Genomic DNA, 18,728 nt, shown 5'->3' on the forward strand with positions numbered 1-18,728 from the left:
GCGATGGGAGAGTCGCACCGTTCGGCTCTTGGCCCATCCCTTTCCGCGTATTCCCGGCACGACACATCCCGCGTATCACGTCGGGGTCGGCGGTCCCTGACTTTGCTTCCTTGCAAGCAGTAGCATCCCGGTCATCTCAAGACCAACGGGTTGCTGATCAGTAATTACCCACGCCCCATTTTGAGCTGAGGTTCAGGCGGACACGGTCTGAAGGATGGTCTTGAACGCGTTGGTTTCCGGGCCAAGGCGCGCCGTGTCGACGACCGTTCGAATGTCTGCTTCGCCCGCGGCCGCCCACATCGCCCGATAGCCGTTGGTCACCTTGCGCTGAATCACGGCCGGTCTGAGCGCGCGTTCGCAGGCGTTGTTGGTTGCCTCAACCAATCCGGGCCAGTGGGCGAAGGTCAGAAGCTGATCGCGAGCGCGCCGGACCTTGCTCTGAAGGTCACGGGCGAGATCACAGGAGGTCGGCGCGGCCAGGATATCATCCAGACTTCGTTCCAAGGCGCGGCGCTTGCGGGCCAGGGTCGAGGCGGCAAGGGTTGCGACCTCCTCCGCCAGGGCAAAGGCCCGGTGCAGCCACAGCTTGAGGCGGGAGGGCAGGACATCCTCGCTCGCCTCATCGGCATAGGCGACGTCGCGGGAAAGATGAGCCAGACAGGTCTGGTGGGCGTCGGCATGGCCCTGCTGTGCGCTATAGCGGTCGGAGCACCAGACCTCGGGCCGGTGTCCGGCCATCATGGTCCGGACCACAATAGCGCCTCGGGTCGGCGAGGCGTGATGGACCACCGCCTCGGCGCAGCGAAACACCCAATGATAGGCATTGCAGCCCTCGATCCGGACGCCGGTCTTGTCGGAGGCGACGACCCGGGCCTGGCGTAACGCCGCAACCGCCTTGTCGCGCTCGGTTGCGAAGGCGTCCTGCGCCCGGCGCAGCATGTTCATCAGGCCGCCTTGGCTGATGGTGAGCCCGAACAGGTCCGCGAACGTGCCCTGCAGCCGCTCGTAGGACAGGGCCTGGAAGGTCTTGAGATAAGTCGCCATGGCATGGACGCGCGGCCCGAACGGTGTCCGCTTGGCGGCCTCCGGCACGGGCGCGACGACCCGCGTTCCACAGGCGGGGCAGCACACCGCCAGGCGCCGATGTTGGGTGACGCGGGGCGTTATCTCCGGGAGGTCGATCTGCTCGTGGATGCTGATCGTCTCCGCCGGCCAATCCACCATCAGGACAGCCGAGCAGCCCGAGCACCGGTCAGGACGATGCTCGACCACCTCATCGGGCGTGGCGCTGAGGATCCGGCTGTGACCTTCATGTCCCGGCTTGGCCCCGCCGGGCTTGGCCTGATCCCGACGCTGCTTGCGATCGGTCGAGGGTGGCTTGGAGGATGTGCGCGAGGTCTTTGGCGGATGCTGCAGCCGCAGCACCAGCTCGATCAGCTCTTCCTTGCTCAGACGCTGCAAATCAGTGCGATCCATCTCCCCATGGATTCAGGAATTGTGCCTGCTGACAAGGGCGTGGGTAATTACGCTGATCAAGGTTCCGATCTATGTGAGCGCCGCAACGGGTGATGCGAAGCGCTCGCGGCGGCGTTTGTGAAAGAACAAGTCCGGGCCAGGTTGCAGGTTCAGGATCCTGGGGTGGGCTGGAAAGAAGGATGGCGCTATCGGGGGCCGAATGGCCCTGCAGCAACCCTCGCCGAGATGGCCCTAACCCCTTCCAGAGGCTGCTTGTCAGCCGGGCCGAGCCGCTCTTGAGAGCGGCAGAGGCCGAGAGAGCATGCGGACGCTGGTCGTCCGCCCGCAGCCGGAGCGTTCTGCGACGGCAAGTAATCACATAGTATTCACGAGGGACGCGGTTTTCGCGTCCGGATGGCGAGGCAGGGCTGCGTTCAGCAGTCGGATGCCTCGCCCGTACCCGGCCACGATCCGCCTGGATCGTGCGGTTTGGCCTCAGCCAAAGCGCGCCGGGACAGCCTCGCAGAGCCCAATGTAAGTGACAGCAAATCTGGATGAACCGGTAGGTGCATCAGATTTGCGGTATTGGGCCCTAAAAATTATCCTGCCCCTAAACCTCCCTCTGGACCCCTCCTATTAGGGGTCTGTGAGCCTCAGAGGTGTTCCGACAGCCGCAGGCTATGCCCGTCGGCGGGGTAGGGTCATGCGGGACGTAGAACGGGGCCTGTGGCCCCTCCCGAGCCGATCGAGAGTCTTTGAGCCTGTCCTGCCTCGACCGGCCTCCAGGCCGCTCCGGGCGGGTTTGGAGACGCGCACACGGTGAGAGCGCGTCTATCTCTGCCGTGAAAACGTATTCCGACAGTACAAACTGATGTGATTACGCTCCAGCAGAATCGCGGGGGCACACCCGCTGTTCTTCGATACGACGGGCGTCAAGCAAAGGATATGTATTCAGGCCAAGCAAAAGACCAGTGGCGTTCTCTGAACGCTCCGAACAGGGGTTTTACTTTGCACGAATGGAGTCTGGCCAGTGAGCTGGCGAGTCCGGCCGGTGCACTCGGGAGATCCGGGAGCTGCAGCGACTAGGATCGACTGCGATCTAACAGGAGAATGGGTGACAGGTCGGTTGTGGCAAGACCTGTCACTCCGCTGACAGGCAGGGAGTTTCTCGACCTGTCAGATCGTCTGGTCCTTTGGTGTGCCTCGACCAGGCGGGGAGGGTGGCCCTCGGCCTCGATGGCACTGGCGGGACGGGCTGGTCGGCCGCTCGGTGTGTCAGGCCGCATTGCCCCAGACCTGTCACTTGCCCCGGCAGAGCCGTGACCGTGCCGGCCCGTCTAAGGGAGCGTGTCGGTCGCTGGCTCCTGGCAACAGGCGAGCTCGGATTCCTCCTGCATGTGTAGCAGGATGATAGTGGCCGAGAAGCCAAGCCTTTGCCTCGTAAGGGTTTGGCTGATGCTATGACAGGTGCCCGCATGTATGACCTGTCGCCCAAATGAAAGGTCTGTCGTAACAGGACCTGACAGATTGGGCCGGAACTGATGACAGGTGGTGTCAAATTCGACCTTTCATGTCCGATCTGAAGGGACAGGCAGCTCAATTGACGAGGGATCCAGCCGGAGTGCGATCGGACCAGGCAGCGGGTGTCGCGTGGGTCTATGAAGCAAGCGCGGACTGCGTGCTGTCGACCATCGCTCGATCGCGGACGGACTGCCTCCCAGAGAGCAGCAAGAGAGGATGGAGGGCTGCTGGGGTGTCTGCCAGGCCGGAGAAGATGTGACAGGCCTCCAGTTTTCGAACCTGTCGCTCGCCCGAAGTGCGAAAGATCGGCCGGGAACCAACCTGTCAGGCCGTTTTACTTTGGGCTGTCAGGTGAGAAATTTCGGACCTGCCATTTCTGCGACAGGTCAGTTTTCCGGCCATCTGCCTTTCCGGCATGCGGGACTGGCAGGAGGTTTCTGGTGATAACTGCCGTTTGAGTGTCAGTTGAATTCGACGTTCCGGGTTTCACTTCGTTGAATCTTGGCCATAAGGCTGCTACCTTCCGGTTTAATTCGGAGGTGTGAGTCCAACTGCGCGCCTCCTGTTTTTGACGAAGTGAGAGGCTTTGTGATGGGCGCTGCTGCGACCGGATCAGTATCAGTCAACACGGCCCGCAAGGACGGGAAGCGCTACTCCTGGGGCGCCGAGCGTCCCGGCGTGATCGAGAAGCGTGTGCAATTGCGCATGGACCAGATCGATGCTGAGATGGCCAAGATCCGTGAGGAAGGCGAACGGGCGATCGCGCGTCGGCTCGCGGCCAAGCAGGCTGAGAAGAAAAAGCTGGCCGATCAGAAGGTGCTTGTAGCGGAGCACCGGAAGGCTCTGAAGGAGGGCAGGCGCGCCTTCCGGGTGACCAATAGCTTTGTCGTGCCAAAGGGCAGCTTCACCGAAGAGCAACTCGCGGAATTCATGGCTGCCAATCCAGGGCTCAGCGAGAAAGAGGCTCGTGTCCTTCTATCTATGAGGACCTGCGAGTCAGAGCAGTCGGATGTGTCGAGGCCTAAGACTGTCTCTCCTCAGGAGACGAATGCTGCTGTACCCCTAGCGTCTACAGAGCCTCCCTCTGTCGTCGAGCAGAGGGCAAAGCCTGTCGAGGCGCCGAAGGTTGATCCTATTGAAAAGCCGAAACCGGCCACTGTTCATATTGAAGCGGCGGTGACGTTCTCTGCTAACGCTGGTGAGGCCGAGCGAGATTGGTCGGATTTCGACCCCGAGACCTGGGAAGAAGGGCAGCCGTATCCAGAGCACCTATATCGGGCCGTACAAAATCAGGACCGCGACTACTATCTCGTGCCGAATACAGAAATGGATGAGGTTGTCGAGCCGGTTGTCACGCCCGAGATCCAGGCTTTGCGGGATCGTTGTCGCGAGATTGAAAAGGCCCAGGAAGAGTTGTTTGAGAAGTTTGGCCGGAATCGGATGTTGTGGACCGACGAGGTGATTGCAGAGGCACGGAGATTGGATCAAGAGGTCACTGACGTCGAGATCGAACTTCGTTATGCACTGGCCGCCCAGTAGCAGGGGTTTGAAGGCGCGAGCATGAAAAAAGGCCCCTCTGTTTCGGGGGCCTTCTTGCGTCTCGACCGGATCAGGCTTTCTTACGGCGGTAGAAGCTCTCGCTCCACCAGGTACTCAGGTCACGGTAGCAGTCCCGTTTGAGCAGCATGCCTTTCCAGGGGAAGCGCTTTCTCGGACGTTTCACGGTGATCGACATCGACGGGATCCTTTCTGTTGTCGTGAGGGGAGTCGAGGGGAAAGGTCTCAGGCGGCGAGGTCCAGTTGGCTCTCGTTCCAGATGTCGCAGTGCGGACCGCAGGCCCGGCAGGGCTGTTTCGGCTGCGCGGTGATCCGGGCGACTTCCGCCTCGGCGGCTTCGACTGCGGCCCAGAGGGTCGGATGGTACCGGGTCTCCGGAAGGCGGCGCGGATAGCAGCCGGTGTTCCAGGAGACTTCCCAGCGCTCCTGCGTGCCTTTTTCCAGGATGAGATCGCTGCGCAGGACGTAGACGATCTGCTCGCCTGGGGTCCGGCCGCCGAAGTAGGTGTAGTGGCTCATGCCGGTGGACATGCGGTCGGTCCAGATGAGCGGGGCCGGCTTGTTGAGCGATGCGGCAGTCATGCCTTTTCTCCGAAGCTGTGAGATCGACGCGATGGGAGGTGCGACCCTTAGGCCGCGATCTGCTCCTCGCAGGGGATGAAGACGTAGTTGGCCGTGACGAGGACGCCGTATTGGGCGAGTTCCTCGATGAAGCGGGCCAGCCCTTCGATCTGCTCGGCGGTCGCGGGCGAGGCGATCGGCTCGCCGTCTCCCTCCAGCGAGTACCAGTTCTCACCGTTGATCTGGTACTCGCGGGTCCCGTTATCGATGTAGAGGCTGTCGATCAGGTGGATCTCATCCGGGCCTTCCCAGCTGAGGGCACCCTCGTCTTCGTCCCCGAAGCGGGCCGCGACTGCGATCTCCAGCCGAAGCTTCTTGCAGATGTAGGCGAGCTGCTGCGCCAGACGCTCATGGAGGTCACGGGCGAACGCTGTCTTGCAGGCGATAGCCTGGGCCAGAACCTGGATGCGAATGCCGGATAGAACCGTGAATTGCTCGAGGGTGTCCATCGCCTTGCTCCTTTTCGGGGATTTTTTCGATCATCTCTTCACAATCCCAATCGAGAATTGAGATGAGCCGGGATCAGGGCGATGGGGTTTGGAAGTCGGAGCATAAGAAAACCCGCCCTTTGTCGGGGCGGGTTTCTGATTTCACATCGTGCCCAACGGGCCGACCTTATTGATGTCGTATCGCTGGCAATGGTCATCGACCGCCCGCTCCGGCGTGTCGCCGGCGGAGTAGGCAGGCTGGAATCTATCGTCCTCGATGCAGTCATCTGGCAGGAGGTAAGTGGTCCAGGCGTAGGAGACAGCCTGAGCCTTCCACGCCTCATAGGTCATGGACGGGTTGGTGTGTTGGGTTGCGGCGTCCATATCAGGCGGCCTCCCCGACCTGGAAAGTGGGGCGCTGCACGACCCCACTGGCGTAAACGGCTTCCAGGTCAGCGAGAAACTTGTCGCCATACTGGAGGCAGCCGACCGCATGGATGTAGCGGGCGTAACGCTGGCGACCGAGCTCGTTGGGAAACTCGTGGTCCGTGGCCGTGCTGACGTCCAGGAACTCGCTGACCAGGGTGTCGCGATCGGATCCGATGGTCTTGTCGAAGCTGCTGAAGCGCCGGATCCGCATGTCCAATCTCCTTTTCGGGGTTTTGCCCAATCATTGGTTCGTGGACATGTCCCGAAAGGAGATGAGGCTCTTAGGCGGAGAACCCTGGCAGATCGACATGGTAGGGGGCTGGATCATTGCAGACGAAGCCGCCGCCCGGAAGTTTCCCGTCCTCCATGTATCGTTTGTGCTGCCTTTTGCAGCGGTCTTTCAAGGTGCGGCTATAACCGATGGCCTCAAAGAACGAATTTGGATTGTCGTGATCGACCAGCGTGCCATTTGCCTCAAGGAAGGCGTGCTGGACCTCGTGCTTGATCACGTCCCCACCAAAGATCTGCTCATAGATCTTGGCCTCGATGTCAGCCTCGACCTGTTCCTCGTCCTTGGCCGTATAGCCATGGATCAGGCATTGGCGGCGGAAGCTATCGAGGGCTCTTAGCTCTCCGATGGTCTTGGTCTTGATCCGATGCACGGTCCCTTTGGGATCGAGCACATAGTAGGTGGACTTGAAGTGATCGGCCATGGCGGCACTATATCACTGCAAAACGACGGATACGCCCTGGGTCTCCAGCGCCTCAATGACGCGGATAACCCCGTCGAGCATTGCCGTCTGGTCGCTGGTCCAGAACTCGAACATCAGCCAGTCGGAGCTTTCCCCCTGCAGGAACCAGCATGTATCGACAAAGCGCTTTCCGTCCTCGTGGCGGATGAACCCGTGGGGTGCCGCGCCGAGATAGCGAAAGGCCGTGGCGCGGAACGTCTCGACGAAGGCGACATCCTCTTCGTCGCTGTCGTTCATGTGGAGCTCAAGGAGCCAGCCCTTGCCGGGGAAGTCCTTGTGGAGCTTCAGGGAGTAGCGACTCGCATCCATCGTGAGGATCCTTTCGGGGATTGGTCCGATCATCTGTTCGCGGCAATGATCCCGAAATCGAAAACATCCTCCGGTGCTATGGGAAAGCGATTATCCGGATTGTTTATCGGCGAGGCGCTTGGATTGGATCTCCTTGACGATCATGGGGTGGAGAATCCAGCGTCCGGTGCTGGAGACGGGGACAAGGATGCTTTGGCGTGAGAGGGCGGTGGCCCACGCCTGAATTGCGAATTCCGGAAATTCGAATTGAACCGAGCTTTCCCGCAGTGCAGCCGCCTGGTCTTCAGAGATCCGGCTAAAACGGAAGTTGATCCAGCCTCGATCCTTAAGTTTCCGGAGCGCCTCCTTGATAGTGATATGGGCGGATCTCCCCACAACAGCCTGTTCGATCACGCCGGAGAGGATGGTTGCCTGCCAGTCGCGTGGTGGGACCTTGAAACAACCCGATCCGGGGACATCGTAGCCAATCGCCTTCTCCATGCCATCGCTCTCGATGCGGCCGACCGCCAAGCACGAATTGCGGGAGGTTCGGTGGCTCTCAAGAGCTCCTCGATAGGCCTTCACAAGAGGAGATACCTGCCGGGAGAGTGTGTCGGCTCGCCGGCGCCGACGGGTTTCAAGTTCCCGCTGCCCTTCCCTGATTTTTGGATTGTGGAGCCATTTGCGCGGGGCCGAACTGAGGATGGCGTCTTCGAGCCCTTTCCGCGAGGTGTCGCGCGGCAGTTTGGATAGGTCAACCTCAATGGCGCTGATGTCCATATTGGCGATTTGGGCGATCTTGGCAGGCCCGCACTCATGGGTGACGGCAAACTCGACGATCAGGTCCCTGTTTCCCTTTCGAACGATGACATCGGGAATGATCCCCCCCAGACGGTACTCCAGGACGGCGGCGTCAAATTCATAGGACTTTCCTTCGAAACCCACCCACCTCTCGGGACCGTCCCAAAGGTCCAGGGTCGGCAGGAAGAGGTGTAGCTTCTGTTCCAGAACCTCCTTGGCGAATTTGTGCAGGGCGGTTTCCGGTCCTGTGTTACAGGGCCGTCCGTCTTCAGAGCCCTGGTGACCGAAATGGTGGTGTTGAACCTCTCCCTTCCGGGCCACGAGGGGAGCCCCGCAGCCGGGACAGGTGCACTCGCAGGCCGTCCCTCGCGGCACCTCCGAGATGTGAGCGATGGAGCCGTCCGGCCTCTGGCCGAGGACGAGGCTTTCCTGCCCGTCATGGCAAGCGAAGCTGCTAAGGAGTGACGCCTCCATCACTGCAACCGTCCGTTTGAATCACTGCGGATCATAACACAGGCTGACCCGGCGGGATCCAGCAGGCAGGCAAGGGCCTGACGATCAATGGTGGGTGGCAGAATAGTGGAACGTCAGTTCAGCATGAGGGCTTTTTGCGGAGTAGCCGATGACGTCACATCCGGTCTTGGATCTGACTGGGCCCGGACCGCGAAGGATGATCTGGCTTCCCTGCTCCATACCGATCACCTGGTAGGCGGCAGGGGCACAGCCGGATTTGAAAGCGAACGCGGTGCCGACGATCCGGTTTCCTTCGTAGTCCCCTTCGAAAAGGACTGCCCCCTCCTTGACCCCTGCCGCTGCGAGGCTGGCCTTTGGCTTGGAATAGGTTGCCTTGATTTTATCTCCGACGACAAACCAGTCGATGACCGACTGGTTGTGCTCATAGATATAGAGCTCACCGGCAGAGGTAGGGCCTGTCCCAACTCCGCTCAGAGTGGCACCAAGCAGTGCGCTTATGAGAAGTGGCTTATGGAATTTCGGCAACATAGCAGGTAATCCGAGAGCGGAATCGATCGAGTATTAGTAGCCCCATACCAGAATTCAGATGGGTATAGCGATGAAGCGTTTTGGAATCCTGGTCGTAGGGTTAGCCGTGGCAGGACCGGCTTATGCAGCCGAACTCACTCCCGCCGAGCGAGGCGAGATTTGTCGTGCGGCAATGGGCGGCGTGATGGGCAGAAAGCCGTCCATCATGAAAGCCCAGCCCGAAGGAGAGATCACCATCGTCTCCTATAATCGCCCGTCGGATGGGACGCTTTGGAAATATCGTTGCCGTCTGGAGGGGACCAGGGTGATCTGGGCCGCCGAAACCGGCCGCTGGCGAACCGATCCGCTGGATAGCGTCGTGACAGTTGAGGTTCTCGACAAGGGCAAGCGGGTCCGGATCGTCGAGCGGCACGAGGATGGATCTCAAAACGAGTATTCCTATCCCCGGAGGGAGCTGCGCTGAGTCAGGCGGCATTCAGGACCTTCCCTTCGGCCTCGGCAATCCGGGCCCAGAGGTCGATGTCCGGTTTCGGTGCCTCTGTCGCCATAATGACGGCGGTACCATCCTGAAGGGCCTCGAAGGTCGTTCCCAGGCTTTCGAGCAGAGCGGGCGTTTTCCAGATCACGGGAATCTCGTCGACGGTCATGTCGCACATGCCGCCGCGGCCGCTGTTGTCGTAGATCATCGTGATCTTCGGCGTCATCAGGATCGAGTAATAGAAGCAGGATCGGATGATGACGTTCGGCTCCTTTGTCCGGCTCGGGTGACCGACCACAAAGAACGGGTCGAACTGGTCGCCATTATAGGCGCGGATCAGGAGGTGACCGACATCCGTCATCGGATCGCTCGGGAGGTCCTGCGGCTGGGAGGCGGGAGCATCGGTCATTTCGAACCTTTCGGGGTTTCTCAAATCATCGGATCGATGGGATGATTTTAGAGGAACTGAAGAAAGCCCGGATCGTGATTGGTCTGGTTTCCAGAGGTTTGACGATACGCCCATAAAAAAGAGGCCCCGAAGGAGCCTCTTTGCGTGATCCCTGTACCAAGCCGATTAGTAGGTGCAGACGTAGCGATAGCCGTTGTTTGCCATGAACGTCCCCGTGACCGGGTCGTACGACCGGTACTTGCGGGCGCAGTAGGCCGCGAGTTGCGGATCCTGCGTGCCGGGAGGCGGCGGCGGAGCGGCCTGTGCCTGGTTGGCGATCGCGCCAGCGACCAGAGCGCCAGCGGCGAGGCCAAGCACGCCAGCAGCAACCGCGCCGCCGTTTCCGCCGTGGCGGTGATAATAGCGTGGGCCGCCATAGTAGCGCGGACCGCCGTAGTACCGGCGGTATTGGGTGTAGCTCTCACCCGGGTACTGCTTGGTGATCTCCGGCATCTTGGCGCGGGGTGCTGCAATCGCCTGAGACACAGGAGCCGCTAAGACAGAGGCGGCGAGAACGAGAGAAGTTAGCTTACGCATGATCGTCTGATTGACCTTTACCTGTGAGGTCCAAACGGGTCCGGCATGGTGATAGCCGTTCCGTCTGGCGCTTCGGTTTATAGGACAGATTATCGGGGGGCGGAAATAAATCGTGGATGAACGAAGCGCCCGTGGGGGATTACAAATTCGTAATCCTGACGGCGGCTGGGTTTCTTGACCCGAACATAAAAAAAGAGGCTCAAGTCGAGCCTCTTCCCTGGCGTCAGAGCGCCATCGATCAATAGGTGCAGACGAAGCGTTCCCCAGCTCCCGTCAGGTAGGTCCCGGTCATTGGATCGTAGGATCGAAACCGACGAGCGCAGTAGGCAGCGAGCTGGGGGTCAGTTGTAGCCGGAGGAGGTGGAGCAGCCTGGACCTGTGCTTGGTTGGCGATCGCGCCCACGACGGCTGCGCCTAGGGTCAGTGCCAGGATCCCTGCTCCGATGGCGTCGCCGTTGTCCCCAAGGTAGTGTCGAGGGCGGCCATAGTGACGGGGCTCGGCATACTGAGGTCGATACCCGCGCTCATAGCCGGAGTATCGATCCCGGCCGTACCGGCTTTCAGCATAGCCCCCGGGGTACCGGGATTGCGCTGTGGCTTCCGCGAAGGAGATGCCGAGAGTCAGCAGGGCGAGAAACAGGGTCGCGATCTTGCGCATCGAGGCTGCTTTCTATTTCGACGATGGAGGGCGAAGGTTGGGCCGGCTCAGTAGTCGTCGCGGCGCTTGGCAGCGGCGCGGTTGTAGGGGACGCCCTTGCCCTTGCGGCGGGTGTCGATAACCTTGTGGGTGCTGCGGCCCTGGCTGCGTGCGTTGGCGAGAGCTGCCTGAACCGGGTTGAAGCGCGCCATTGTCCTGATCCTTTCTGGGGATTTTTCTGAATTCATCTTCACGCTCATGATCCGAAGTAAGATTCCGGACATTCCCAGTGCGATGGATCAGACCGGATTCCCCCGAACGCCAGGGTTTGAGCCGCTACAAGCCCGAGTGCGCTTCGCCGTCTTGCGCGATCCAACGATGGGATACCTGCTCTCTCCCGAGATCGGCCGCGTATTCCACAATTGAGAAAGTCAGGGTGGGGAATTCGCTGGACAGGTTCAGGAGAGTGGGACGGGGGTCTTGGTCGCCCCCCGATAGGGCGACGATGATCTCCTCGGAGTTGTCTTTCCTGATGGCGGGAAAGGAACCCAGAAACTGAGATCTGAATTCGCCGATGGTCGCCTGCGGCCCTGTGATCGTCGCCTCAATGATGAATTCGGACACGAACCGCCCTCCCTTCCTTTGACGGGCAAGTGGCTCCTTGGGGTTTTTACTCAGCCAGCACCCGGGTTAATCGAAGGTGCGGGAGGTTGTGCTGCCGGCGGCGGCTGTTTTCTTCGCCAGCGCTCCTTGAAGGTTCGGGTATTTCGCCTCTGAATATCAGCTGGCGTAAACGCCCCCTGTCGCAATGGCGACCCCAATAACAGCCACCAGGCCCAGCATACTGGCCCATCCTTGCCTTTGGGATTTCCAGAGGGTCACCGCTGCCGGTGTCAGGCACATGCAGAGCAGAATGAGACCGAACATGAAGAACGCATGGAGGTTCGGGGAGTGGTAGATCGCCCCGATATTGAAGTCTCGCGCCTGCGGCGGTTCTCCCAGGAAGAATTGCGATAGAAACGAGAACATCGTTTTCCCCCGATGATTTTGGGGAGCGTCATCCTCCCCTTTACTCAGTTGTAGCCCAAATCAGACAAACTTCGACAAGATCGGTCAGATTTCCCCAGCATAGGCGGCCGACCGGGGACGATTCCCGTTACCTCTGGCGTAATCGACCCGATGCTGTGGGTGGGCCATTGTTCACATGCCGGTGAGGAGCCGGCGCAATAACGAATTCGTAATCAGGGCCTCAATAGAAACCGCCAGGGGCAGACCCCACCTCGGGGTGGCTGTTGGGCTGGGGCTATTCCGCCGCATCGTCGGCACACGTGGAGACGAGGAATGACTTTGGAACAAGGGCCAAGAGGTAGTCAGAGGGCGACGATTTCCCCCTTGGATCTCGAGCAGATCAAGAAAGCGGTGAACGAATTGCGGAATTCGCACCCGAGGAGCGTTCTGGCCGACCTGGTTGAAGAGAGGATCCGGGCGCTGGAGAGTGCCTCCCACCACTTCGTGAGCGACCTCTTCGAGGACTTTCGTATCAGCCGCCCGCTCAACTCTTAGTGACCGGACGGGTTATCCAAACACCGGCCTGAGCAGGCGTTATCACCTCGACAGTCAGGGCACGGATCATCGTCCTTAGCGATGCCCGTGCCATTGCATTCGTAACAGCGGGCACCGCTGAGCCAGTCGCGCTCCCCGGTGCCTTCACAGGATGGGCAATCGTCCATGACTGTTCCGATCAGTGGAATGTGTTGAGGTGATCCGTAATTCGCCCAATCCGACCCGAAATAGAAAGGCAGGCGTTTAATTCGGCGATGATTGGCGGTGTGAGGACTGCGACCGGGATCTCGACCAGTTGGAGGGCATTGGCCTTGTCATAGAGACCGGCATAGCGGAAGGCCTGGCGGTGCTTGTTGAACTGCTCCTGCACCAGTTCGGCCGGCCCGTGCTTATGCAGGGTACCGCCCAGGATGCTGTCGGTTTCGAAGAACAGCCCGAGTTTGCCGTCGGCCGGGATCGACAGGACCGTATCGGGCCCTCTCATCAGATAAAGGTTTCCGTCGGTGCCGATGCCGTATTGCAGGGTCTTCCAGGCCCGTTGCAGGACCTCGACGCCGTTGCCGAGATCATAGAAGTCATTGCCGATCTTCTGTTTTACCAGAACTTCGGGACCGAGATTGCCGGTGTCATCGAGGAGCGACACAAAGGCATCGCCGAACGGCTCATTGACGAGGATCGTCTTGGCCTGGGGCTCAATGAACAGGCCCATATAGTCGGTTTCTGTCATGAGCATCAGTTCGCCATAGACCGACACGGCCGTGTCTTTGTCCGGGAACACGAAGCAGCGGTGGGTGGCGATCAGGTCGGTGGCAGCCAGCATCGGCATGATCCTTCTCTCGAGGATGGGAATGGGGAGGCTTAGGAGCGGAGGTACGCGGCGTCCTTCGTGACCTTCAGGCGGCGTCCCTCTGCCTCGGTAAGGCCGACGAACTCGCGTTCGGAGAAGCTGAGTTCATCCGGGTAGTAGTCGAACAGCCTCACTTCGCGACCGTCGTCGAAGGTGGCGAAGACCTCCGGCAGCGGGCCGAAGCGGTCTCGGGAGATCGGAGTGATGCGGGCGGATACGATCTTGGCTTCAACCATGGCGAAATCTCCTGCGGTTCGGAATGACGAATTAGCCCTGCTTGGGCTCGACGAATTGGATCTGGAATTCCCAGGACGCGACCTCCTGGTTCTGCTGGTTGCGCCAGGTGCGCTTCTTCCAGTAGCCGCGCACCACGACGGTCGTGCCCTGATCCATTGGGGCGAGCATCGCGTCGATCTCGGATCGCTCGCGGAAGTATGGGACGAAGTAGGTCCCGCTAAAGCCGCGGCTGCGCTCATCGGCGCCGTGGAAGGCGACGATCTTGTCCCCCGATGTCGTGAACCGGTGCATCGGGCACTCACTCAGGGTCACGGTGATCGTGTGCTTGGAGAGTTCCTGCCGCTTCTTGGCATCCTCGGCGATCTGGGCCTGAAGCTCGGCCTCCTCCCGTGCTGCGCGCTCCTCCGGCGTGAGAACCTTGATCTTCGAGAAATCGAACGCCATGGCCGTGTCCTTTCGGGGATTTTCATCTCAGGGTGTCTGCCCATCTCAGAAGGACAGAAAATTCCCGTGGGTCAGCGGTGTCTGCGGCCCGGATGCCGGATGGCGTGACGGGCTTCCTCGGCCCGGAGGCGGAGGAAGGTTTCGCGAGGTCCGCTTGGCTCATCGCGCAGAGACACGAAGGCTGCAGCCATTCGTGAGGCGATGGTCTCCCGGTGAAGCCGCAGGACCACGACTTGGCGAGGGCGATAGAGGCGAGGGTGCATGATGGCCCTCCCTCAGGCTGCTTCGAGCATGTAGCGCTTGTGGGCAGGCATGACCCGCAGCAGGGCCTCTCGAGACAACCTCTGCATGGCCGTGACTGCGGCATTGGGCTTCTCTTCGCCGGTCAGAACACGGTTGAGAGTGTCAATCGTGCTGTGATCGAGTTGCTCGACAACCACGAAAGAGCGGCTCGTGCGCGGTGTCGCCCCGCCGATCTCGCCATAGAAAGCCTTGAACGAGGCCTCGCGCTCCATAACCATCTCGACCCGTCCGTGCCGGAGGATTTCGACCTGGGTGTCGTCGATGTGTTCCCAGAGGATGCCGAAGGAAGCCTTGCGATCGAGCCAATAGGTCGGCTCACCGTTGACCGACATCATCAGGCCCTGCGGAACGATGTGGTAGCGGAGCTCGGGCATGGACCTCTTCCTTTCTGGGGATTTCATCTCGGGTTTTCCGATGATCCCAAGCCGGGAAAGGTCATCGGCATAGTGGGTGTCGCCAGTCAGGCCGCGAGCCTGAAGAGGCAGCGGTCCTCGTCGGCATAGTCTTCGGAGCCGTCCACGAGAGCCTCACAGGAATCGGCGGCCCAAACCTCCTGAAGGGGGAGGGTGACGGTCTCGCCCTCGACATTGACGCCGGCAGCCCGGAGCATCTCTTGCACGGTGTTCCCGTCCACTTCGGACACCTGAACCAGGTTGTTAGTCACGTCATGGCTGATCGGGATGATCCCGGTTGGATCGGCCTTGGTAACAGCCGTGAAAGCGTCCAGCGCCGTATGGAAACTCAGAAACGAGAATTGCCGGAACATGCCCATTTCGATTGCGGGGGTCGCTGCTGCCATCATAATTCTCCGGGGATTTTGATCTTGAGCTATTCCCCAGTTCTGGAAGAAATTAGCCAGACCCTCCTGGACGAATGGCCGAATAGGGCCGAGCAGGGTGGTTACTAACCGGCAATACCTCCTCGGCTATGGTCGCCCGACGAATTCTCCCGAGGTGGTTATGGCGACTATTGAACTCTCGAATTACTGGGGCTCCGGCATCGACATGTGGGATTTCACTGCAGACGGATGGGGCTATATACCCTCGCCCAACCCTAGCGGTGTTCTCAACCCAGGCTATAACTCGATCACGTTCAATGCCTATGGATTTGAACAATATGACAACGTCACGGTGAACTACTACTATGACGGCTACGACTACGTGGTTGTCGAAGATGTGTTCTACTATGATGGGAGCACGCTTGTTCAGACCCTTGGTGACTTGAACATTCAGACCACTGTTGCCGACCTCAATGCACCAGAATGGTATGTGAGGTTCAACCAAGGCAATGACCGGTTCGTAGGAAACGACTACGGTAACCAGATCAAAGGCGGTTGGGGCGATGACATCCTCGTAGGTGGTCGTGGGTACGACTACTTGTTTGGTGACGACGGCAACGACACGCTCATTCCTGGACTTGGCCTCGATGCTCTCTATGGCGGTGCTGGCATCGACACCGCGGCTTTCGATGGATCCAGTAGCGAGTGGGTATTCGAGCAGGACATTGTCAGCGGTTCCATCAGAGCCACGGACATGGTTGAAGACTTCAACATCAACCACCTCTTCGATGTTGAGTACGTCTCCTTCGACGATGGAACGTATAGTGTTAGAAGCCTGATCCCGATTGTTGGGACCAGCCGCAATAACACGCTGATAGGCGACTCAGGCGACAACCGGCTCAAAGGCCTTGGTGGCAATGACACCATCAAGGGCCTCGGCGGGGACGATTACCTTTATGGTGGCGCTGGCAATGACGTTCTGTCCGGCGGAAGCGGCAGGGACAACTTCGTCTTTGACGTGCGGCCAAATCGCTCGACGAACAATGACAAGATCACGGACTTCCGCGCCGCCGATGACACCATCTGGCTTGATAATGCGGTTTTCACGAAAATTGGCGCGGATGGTGCACTGAAGGCCGCAGCGTTCCGCTCAAATATGACGGGTCAGGCACAAGATCGGTCAGACCGGATCATTTATGAGAAGGATACGGGCAAGCTGTTCTACGACGCGGATGGCACCGGCAGTGCCGCATCGGTTCACTTCGCAACCCTCACCAATAAGGCTGCTGTAAACGTGAAGGACTTCTACGTCCTTTAAGGACTCAGCCTACCGACACTTGGGTTTGAAAAACCAAGCATGAAAAAAGCCTGCCGACTGACATCGGCAGGCTTTATTTATTGGGCATCGTCTTTCTGGCGGCACCCCTCAAGCGTACCACCAACCCTTCGGCTGCCCCTGTTCGTCGGTCCAGATCCGATAATGCGGCCAGGACCGGGCAAGCTCGATGAAGGCCTCTCTGGGCTTCATGTTGAACTTCTCGGCGTACTGCGCGGTCGAGAAGACCTCGGAGAATGCGAAGGCTCGGCGCTTCTCATAGGGAAGGAGGAGGTTCTGGCCCCCGTTCTCCTCCGCAAGGGCGCGGATTTCGGCATTGGCCCTTTCGGCAAGCGCCCGAACCTGTTTTGCCCGCTTGGCAGCCTCAATGTTCTTCACCTGGGTTTCGCGCTTGCCGTCACCGTCGCAGGCGAAGCAGAGGCCGGGGATACCATAATGGACCCGGATGTGGGTGGTCATGCCCGTGCCGCCGCAACGGGTGCATTCGTGGGGTGCCGCCTTTGCCATCGCTCAATCCTCATTCGGGGATTTGGACCAAATCGAGTTCGATCCTTCCGGCAGGAAAGCGATAGGACATCCGTCCACAATTTCGAAGGAACTGAGAAGTTGGAAATCTATTGAATCATAAGGACGGGCACTTATGTTGGTGCTGGTCAGGCACGCTGAATGAGCGTGAGACATACCTCAGGAATGGAAGAGAAACGTTCCTGTGCGCCCGTACCGGCCGGATGGGAAGCTGTAAGAGCTTCAAAGCCGCGACGTTCTCAAACCGGAGCTAGCTCTGCCCTAGGTTTTGCGACCTGTGGCCATGGGTCATTTCATGGAAAATTCCAATGGAAGTGACCGTAGTGATCGACGTCGCGCAGATTATTTCGGCTATCGCCGCACTGATCCTTGCGCTCAAGAAGTGAAATTTGCTCTCGGCCTCAGGGCCGGGAGCAATCCGCGTTGGCAATACCGGCCTTCCGCAGCATGGCCTCATACGAACAGTCCCCTGAAAGGGAGGCCTCCCCCTGAGACGGAACGTCCTCTGCGATAGGCCGAATATCGCGAGACCGGACATACATCCACGGCGGCAGGCACTTGCCTGGCAGTTCCGGCTCAAAAACCCAAAGGGTTTGCTCGGTCTCAGTGTATTTGGACTGGAACACGTGCTCTAGAGTGAGCCGTCCCGTAACGCCGATGCAGGGCTTGTTCCAGGTGGTCATCTCTGGGTGACCGACATAGCGAACCCGCTGGCCGACGGCGATGGCGCCGTCGGCTCCCTGATGGAGATCGGACATGGAGCGATCTTAGGCGGCTTGCTGGCGCTGGCGAGCGTAGAAGCCGCCGATGGCGCGAAGCTCGGCCTCGGACCGCACGCGCTTGGAAGGCTTTTTATCGGCCTTCTTAGAGCGGGGGACATACTGGCCGGTTTCGCGCAGCATCTTGAAATACTCCTTCGGCGGCAGATACGGCCGATCGTACTTCTTCTTCTCGGGAGCGCTTTCCGCGACCGTCGACGCAGCCGGCGCCTCAGTGGCCGCCGGGAGATCCGAACCGAGGACCTCGGTGTCCCCAACGAGTTCCGCTTCGACACCGTTCTCGTTGGCAGATACCGTCAGCATCTCGAAATGCGCCGGCGGGGCCTTGTAGCCTTCAACCTGCATCCAGCAGTCACCCGCCACGTCGAGATACTCGAGCTCGGAGGCCGGGATGGTGAACGGCTCGGTCGAGTAGGCCATCTCCCTGATACCGTGGTGCTCGACACCGCCAGTCAGCGACATGATGTCGACGATCTCGGAGATCGAATCGGCGTTGAAGCCAATGATCGTGAATGGGGCATTCTCGGCGTTGACGAGGTCCGAGACGCGGATGGCGTTGAGATCGCGGCCGAACACGAAGCCGTCGATCAGTTCCTCATTGTCCAAGCGGAAGAGCTGGCTCTTCAGACCGACCTCAGCAATCGAAGCCAGGCGATGGGTCTCGACGACGGTGAAAATGATGCCAACTGCGTCCATGATCTTTTTCCTTCCGGGGATTTAAAATCATCTTCCTTCGCGGACGGCCCTCGAAAGAGGTTACCGTTGGGGCCCTGTTCTCAGTAGCCGAGCGCCTTGGCAGTCTCGGCAATATCCTTGAGCCGGGCGGTGCTCACGTACTCGTACACGGCTTCAAGCTGCTCGGCCGTCGCGTCCGGGTGGGAGGTGACAGCGCCAATCCAGCGGGCGATGGACTCAAGTTGAGCGCGGGAAAGCTTTTCCATGGGAAGGCCCTCATCATTCCG

At 59.8% G+C, this 18,728-nt stretch carries 30 protein-coding genes; 4 read left to right on the plus strand and 26 right to left on the minus strand.

The genetic code is table 11. The features are described from left to right. Positions 1-192 precede the first annotated feature (192 nt). On the minus strand, positions 193-1,476 hold the full coding sequence (gene tnpC / locus NF876_RS00995; RefSeq protein ID WP_262267146.1) for an IS66 family transposase: 1,284 nt from the start codon (positions 1,474-1,476) through the stop codon (positions 193-195). A 2,091-nt stretch (positions 1,477-3,567) separates the two neighbouring features. Between tnpC and NF876_RS01000 the strand changes: the two genes are divergently transcribed. Continuing rightward, positions 3,568-4,515 (plus strand): hypothetical protein, encoded by a 948-nt coding sequence (locus NF876_RS01000; RefSeq protein WP_262267147.1) that lies wholly within the window; start codon positions 3,568-3,570, stop codon positions 4,513-4,515. A gap of 70 nt (positions 4,516-4,585) precedes the next feature. On the opposite strand, the gene NF876_RS01005 is transcribed toward NF876_RS01000, so the two are convergent. From NF876_RS01005 to NF876_RS01045, 9 genes are all read right to left on the minus strand, one after another. Continuing rightward, a complete protein-coding gene (locus NF876_RS01005) occupies positions 4,586-4,711 on the minus strand; it encodes a hypothetical protein (RefSeq protein WP_262267148.1) in 126 nt (41 codons plus the stop codon). Between the two features lie 47 nt (positions 4,712-4,758). Beyond that, the gene (locus NF876_RS01010; protein ID WP_262267149.1) at positions 4,759-5,115 is read right to left on the minus strand and encodes a hypothetical protein; all 357 of its coding nucleotides are present in this window, start codon (positions 5,113-5,115) and stop codon (positions 4,759-4,761) included. A gap of 47 nt (positions 5,116-5,162) precedes the next feature. Beyond that, the gene (locus tag NF876_RS01015; protein ID WP_262267150.1) at positions 5,163-5,603 is read right to left on the minus strand and encodes a hypothetical protein; all 441 of its coding nucleotides are present in this window, start codon (positions 5,601-5,603) and stop codon (positions 5,163-5,165) included. A 141-nt stretch (positions 5,604-5,744) separates the two neighbouring features. Then, positions 5,745-5,966 carry a hypothetical protein gene (locus NF876_RS01020; protein WP_262267151.1) on the minus strand — a complete coding sequence of 74 codons (222 nt, stop codon included), beginning with the start codon at positions 5,964-5,966 and terminating at the stop codon, positions 5,745-5,747. Between the two features lies 1 nt (position 5,967). Further along, positions 5,968-6,222, minus strand: a complete 255-nt coding sequence (locus NF876_RS01025; RefSeq protein WP_262267152.1) for a hypothetical protein — start codon at positions 6,220-6,222, stop codon at positions 5,968-5,970. Positions 6,223-6,292: 70 nt separating this feature from the next. Next, positions 6,293-6,724 (minus strand): hypothetical protein, encoded by a 432-nt coding sequence (locus NF876_RS01030; protein ID WP_262267153.1) that lies wholly within the window; start codon positions 6,722-6,724, stop codon positions 6,293-6,295. 12 nt (positions 6,725-6,736) lie between these two features. Continuing rightward, positions 6,737-7,072, minus strand: a complete 336-nt coding sequence (locus NF876_RS01035; protein WP_262267154.1) for a hypothetical protein — start codon at positions 7,070-7,072, stop codon at positions 6,737-6,739. A gap of 90 nt (positions 7,073-7,162) precedes the next feature. Continuing rightward, positions 7,163-8,173, minus strand: coding sequence for a hypothetical protein (locus NF876_RS01040; protein WP_262267155.1), 1,011 nt, complete (start codon positions 8,171-8,173; stop codon positions 7,163-7,165). A gap of 237 nt (positions 8,174-8,410) precedes the next feature. Next, positions 8,411-8,854 (minus strand): hypothetical protein, encoded by a 444-nt coding sequence (locus tag NF876_RS01045; RefSeq protein WP_262267156.1) that lies wholly within the window; start codon positions 8,852-8,854, stop codon positions 8,411-8,413. Between the two features lie 70 nt (positions 8,855-8,924). Here NF876_RS01045 and NF876_RS01050 point away from each other — a divergent pair, with 70 nt between their 5' ends. After that, positions 8,925-9,317 carry a hypothetical protein gene (locus tag NF876_RS01050; RefSeq protein WP_262267157.1) on the plus strand — a complete coding sequence of 131 codons (393 nt, stop codon included), beginning with the start codon at positions 8,925-8,927 and terminating at the stop codon, positions 9,315-9,317. Position 9,318: 1 nt separating this feature from the next. Here NF876_RS01050 and NF876_RS01055 read toward each other — a convergent pair whose 3' ends face one another. The 6 genes from NF876_RS01055 to NF876_RS01080 all read right to left on the minus strand — a co-directional run bounded on the left by NF876_RS01055 (position 9,319) and on the right by NF876_RS01080 (position 11,983). Next, the gene (locus tag NF876_RS01055) at positions 9,319-9,741 is read right to left on the minus strand and encodes a hypothetical protein (protein ID WP_262267158.1); all 423 of its coding nucleotides are present in this window, start codon (positions 9,739-9,741) and stop codon (positions 9,319-9,321) included. 165 nt (positions 9,742-9,906) lie between these two features. Further along, a complete protein-coding gene (locus tag NF876_RS01060) occupies positions 9,907-10,317 on the minus strand; it encodes a BA14K family protein (protein WP_262267159.1) in 411 nt (136 codons plus the stop codon). A 238-nt stretch (positions 10,318-10,555) separates the two neighbouring features. Next, positions 10,556-10,975, minus strand: a complete 420-nt coding sequence (locus tag NF876_RS01065; RefSeq protein WP_262267160.1) for a BA14K family protein — start codon at positions 10,973-10,975, stop codon at positions 10,556-10,558. 47 nt (positions 10,976-11,022) lie between these two features. Beyond that, the gene (locus tag NF876_RS01070) at positions 11,023-11,202 is read right to left on the minus strand and encodes a hypothetical protein (protein ID WP_262267161.1); all 180 of its coding nucleotides are present in this window, start codon (positions 11,200-11,202) and stop codon (positions 11,023-11,025) included. Positions 11,203-11,290: 88 nt separating this feature from the next. Beyond that, a complete protein-coding gene (locus tag NF876_RS01075; protein WP_262267162.1) occupies positions 11,291-11,578 on the minus strand; it encodes a hypothetical protein in 288 nt (95 codons plus the stop codon). A 156-nt stretch (positions 11,579-11,734) separates the two neighbouring features. Next, positions 11,735-11,983, minus strand: a complete 249-nt coding sequence (locus NF876_RS01080) for a hypothetical protein (RefSeq protein WP_262267163.1) — start codon at positions 11,981-11,983, stop codon at positions 11,735-11,737. A 363-nt stretch (positions 11,984-12,346) separates the two neighbouring features. Here NF876_RS01080 and NF876_RS01085 point away from each other — a divergent pair, with 363 nt between their 5' ends. After that, positions 12,347-12,517 (plus strand): hypothetical protein, encoded by a 171-nt coding sequence (locus NF876_RS01085; protein ID WP_262267164.1) that lies wholly within the window; start codon positions 12,347-12,349, stop codon positions 12,515-12,517. A gap of 178 nt (positions 12,518-12,695) precedes the next feature. Here the strand turns inward: NF876_RS01085 and NF876_RS01090 are convergent, their stop codons facing one another. The 6 genes from NF876_RS01090 to NF876_RS01115 all read right to left on the minus strand — a co-directional run bounded on the left by NF876_RS01090 (position 12,696) and on the right by NF876_RS01115 (position 15,147). Further along, positions 12,696-13,343, minus strand: coding sequence for a hypothetical protein (locus NF876_RS01090; protein ID WP_262267165.1), 648 nt, complete (start codon positions 13,341-13,343; stop codon positions 12,696-12,698). A gap of 32 nt (positions 13,344-13,375) precedes the next feature. Further along, on the minus strand, positions 13,376-13,600 hold the full coding sequence (locus NF876_RS01095) for a hypothetical protein (protein WP_114944390.1): 225 nt from the start codon (positions 13,598-13,600) through the stop codon (positions 13,376-13,378). A 31-nt stretch (positions 13,601-13,631) separates the two neighbouring features. Continuing rightward, a complete protein-coding gene (locus NF876_RS01100) occupies positions 13,632-14,045 on the minus strand; it encodes a hypothetical protein (RefSeq protein WP_262267166.1) in 414 nt (137 codons plus the stop codon). 71 nt (positions 14,046-14,116) lie between these two features. After that, a complete protein-coding gene (locus NF876_RS01105; RefSeq protein WP_262267167.1) occupies positions 14,117-14,308 on the minus strand; it encodes a hypothetical protein in 192 nt (63 codons plus the stop codon). Positions 14,309-14,320: 12 nt separating this feature from the next. Next, the gene (locus NF876_RS01110; RefSeq protein WP_262267168.1) at positions 14,321-14,722 is read right to left on the minus strand and encodes a hypothetical protein; all 402 of its coding nucleotides are present in this window, start codon (positions 14,720-14,722) and stop codon (positions 14,321-14,323) included. A gap of 86 nt (positions 14,723-14,808) precedes the next feature. Next, a complete protein-coding gene (locus NF876_RS01115; RefSeq protein ID WP_262267169.1) occupies positions 14,809-15,147 on the minus strand; it encodes a hypothetical protein in 339 nt (112 codons plus the stop codon). Between the two features lie 160 nt (positions 15,148-15,307). Between NF876_RS01115 and NF876_RS01120 the strand changes: the two genes are divergently transcribed. Then, positions 15,308-16,444 carry a calcium-binding protein gene (locus NF876_RS01120; RefSeq protein ID WP_262267170.1) on the plus strand — a complete coding sequence of 379 codons (1,137 nt, stop codon included), beginning with the start codon at positions 15,308-15,310 and terminating at the stop codon, positions 16,442-16,444. A 108-nt stretch (positions 16,445-16,552) separates the two neighbouring features. On the opposite strand, the gene NF876_RS01125 is transcribed toward NF876_RS01120, so the two are convergent. The 4 genes from NF876_RS01125 to NF876_RS01140 form a co-directional block, all read right to left on the minus strand. Next, positions 16,553-16,969 carry a hypothetical protein gene (locus NF876_RS01125; RefSeq protein WP_262267171.1) on the minus strand — a complete coding sequence of 139 codons (417 nt, stop codon included), beginning with the start codon at positions 16,967-16,969 and terminating at the stop codon, positions 16,553-16,555. A 419-nt stretch (positions 16,970-17,388) separates the two neighbouring features. Beyond that, complete coding sequence (locus NF876_RS01130) at positions 17,389-17,745, minus strand: hypothetical protein (RefSeq protein WP_262267172.1); 357 nt, start codon at positions 17,743-17,745, stop codon at positions 17,389-17,391. 9 nt (positions 17,746-17,754) lie between these two features. Further along, positions 17,755-18,462, minus strand: coding sequence for a hypothetical protein (locus NF876_RS01135; RefSeq protein ID WP_262267173.1), 708 nt, complete (start codon positions 18,460-18,462; stop codon positions 17,755-17,757). Between the two features lie 80 nt (positions 18,463-18,542). Further along, positions 18,543-18,707: a hypothetical protein gene (locus NF876_RS01140; protein WP_262267174.1), complete on the minus strand. Its 165-nt coding sequence runs from the start codon at positions 18,705-18,707 to the stop codon at positions 18,543-18,545. Between the last annotated feature and the right edge of the window lie 21 nt (positions 18,708-18,728).

This window comes from Microvirga yunnanensis (assembly GCF_025460875.1).

Excerpts from the sequence above, each read along its gene's own strand:
- tnpC (WP_262267146.1), bottom strand. The coding sequence starts at position 1,476 with ATGGATCGCACTGATTTGCAGCGTCTGAGCAAGGAAGAGCTGATCGAG.
- NF876_RS01000 (WP_262267147.1), top strand. The coding sequence starts at position 3,568 with ATGGGCGCTGCTGCGACCGGATCAGTATCAGTCAACACGGCCCGCAAG.
- NF876_RS01005 (WP_262267148.1), bottom strand. The coding sequence starts at position 4,711 with ATGTCGATCACCGTGAAACGTCCGAGAAAGCGCTTCCCCTGGAAAGGC.
- NF876_RS01010 (WP_262267149.1), bottom strand. The coding sequence starts at position 5,115 with ATGACTGCCGCATCGCTCAACAAGCCGGCCCCGCTCATCTGGACCGAC.
- NF876_RS01015 (WP_262267150.1), bottom strand. The coding sequence starts at position 5,603 with ATGGACACCCTCGAGCAATTCACGGTTCTATCCGGCATTCGCATCCAG.
- NF876_RS01020 (WP_262267151.1), bottom strand. The coding sequence starts at position 5,966 with ATGGACGCCGCAACCCAACACACCAACCCGTCCATGACCTATGAGGCG.
- NF876_RS01025 (WP_262267152.1), bottom strand. The coding sequence starts at position 6,222 with ATGCGGATCCGGCGCTTCAGCAGCTTCGACAAGACCATCGGATCCGAT.
- NF876_RS01030 (WP_262267153.1), bottom strand. The coding sequence starts at position 6,724 with ATGGCCGATCACTTCAAGTCCACCTACTATGTGCTCGATCCCAAAGGG.
- NF876_RS01035 (WP_262267154.1), bottom strand. The coding sequence starts at position 7,072 with ATGGATGCGAGTCGCTACTCCCTGAAGCTCCACAAGGACTTCCCCGGC.
- NF876_RS01045 (WP_262267156.1), bottom strand. The coding sequence starts at position 8,854 with ATGTTGCCGAAATTCCATAAGCCACTTCTCATAAGCGCACTGCTTGGT.
- NF876_RS01050 (WP_262267157.1), top strand. The coding sequence starts at position 8,925 with ATGAAGCGTTTTGGAATCCTGGTCGTAGGGTTAGCCGTGGCAGGACCG.
- NF876_RS01055 (WP_262267158.1), bottom strand. The coding sequence starts at position 9,741 with ATGACCGATGCTCCCGCCTCCCAGCCGCAGGACCTCCCGAGCGATCCG.
- NF876_RS01060 (WP_262267159.1), bottom strand. The coding sequence starts at position 10,317 with ATGCGTAAGCTAACTTCTCTCGTTCTCGCCGCCTCTGTCTTAGCGGCT.
- NF876_RS01065 (WP_262267160.1), bottom strand. The coding sequence starts at position 10,975 with ATGCGCAAGATCGCGACCCTGTTTCTCGCCCTGCTGACTCTCGGCATC.
- NF876_RS01070 (WP_262267161.1), bottom strand. The coding sequence starts at position 11,202 with ATGAATTCAGAAAAATCCCCAGAAAGGATCAGGACAATGGCGCGCTTC.
- NF876_RS01080 (WP_262267163.1), bottom strand. The coding sequence starts at position 11,983 with ATGTTCTCGTTTCTATCGCAATTCTTCCTGGGAGAACCGCCGCAGGCG.
- NF876_RS01090 (WP_262267165.1), bottom strand. The coding sequence starts at position 13,343 with ATGCCGATGCTGGCTGCCACCGACCTGATCGCCACCCACCGCTGCTTC.
- NF876_RS01095 (WP_114944390.1), bottom strand. The coding sequence starts at position 13,600 with ATGGTTGAAGCCAAGATCGTATCCGCCCGCATCACTCCGATCTCCCGA.
- NF876_RS01100 (WP_262267166.1), bottom strand. The coding sequence starts at position 14,045 with ATGGCGTTCGATTTCTCGAAGATCAAGGTTCTCACGCCGGAGGAGCGC.
- NF876_RS01105 (WP_262267167.1), bottom strand. The coding sequence starts at position 14,308 with ATGCACCCTCGCCTCTATCGCCCTCGCCAAGTCGTGGTCCTGCGGCTT.
- NF876_RS01110 (WP_262267168.1), bottom strand. The coding sequence starts at position 14,722 with ATGCCCGAGCTCCGCTACCACATCGTTCCGCAGGGCCTGATGATGTCG.
- NF876_RS01115 (WP_262267169.1), bottom strand. The coding sequence starts at position 15,147 with ATGGCAGCAGCGACCCCCGCAATCGAAATGGGCATGTTCCGGCAATTC.
- NF876_RS01120 (WP_262267170.1), top strand. The coding sequence starts at position 15,308 with ATGGCGACTATTGAACTCTCGAATTACTGGGGCTCCGGCATCGACATG.
- NF876_RS01125 (WP_262267171.1), bottom strand. The coding sequence starts at position 16,969 with ATGGCAAAGGCGGCACCCCACGAATGCACCCGTTGCGGCGGCACGGGC.
- NF876_RS01130 (WP_262267172.1), bottom strand. The coding sequence starts at position 17,745 with ATGTCCGATCTCCATCAGGGAGCCGACGGCGCCATCGCCGTCGGCCAG.
- NF876_RS01135 (WP_262267173.1), bottom strand. The coding sequence starts at position 18,462 with ATGGACGCAGTTGGCATCATTTTCACCGTCGTCGAGACCCATCGCCTG.
- NF876_RS01140 (WP_262267174.1), bottom strand. The coding sequence starts at position 18,707 with ATGGAAAAGCTTTCCCGCGCTCAACTTGAGTCCATCGCCCGCTGGATT.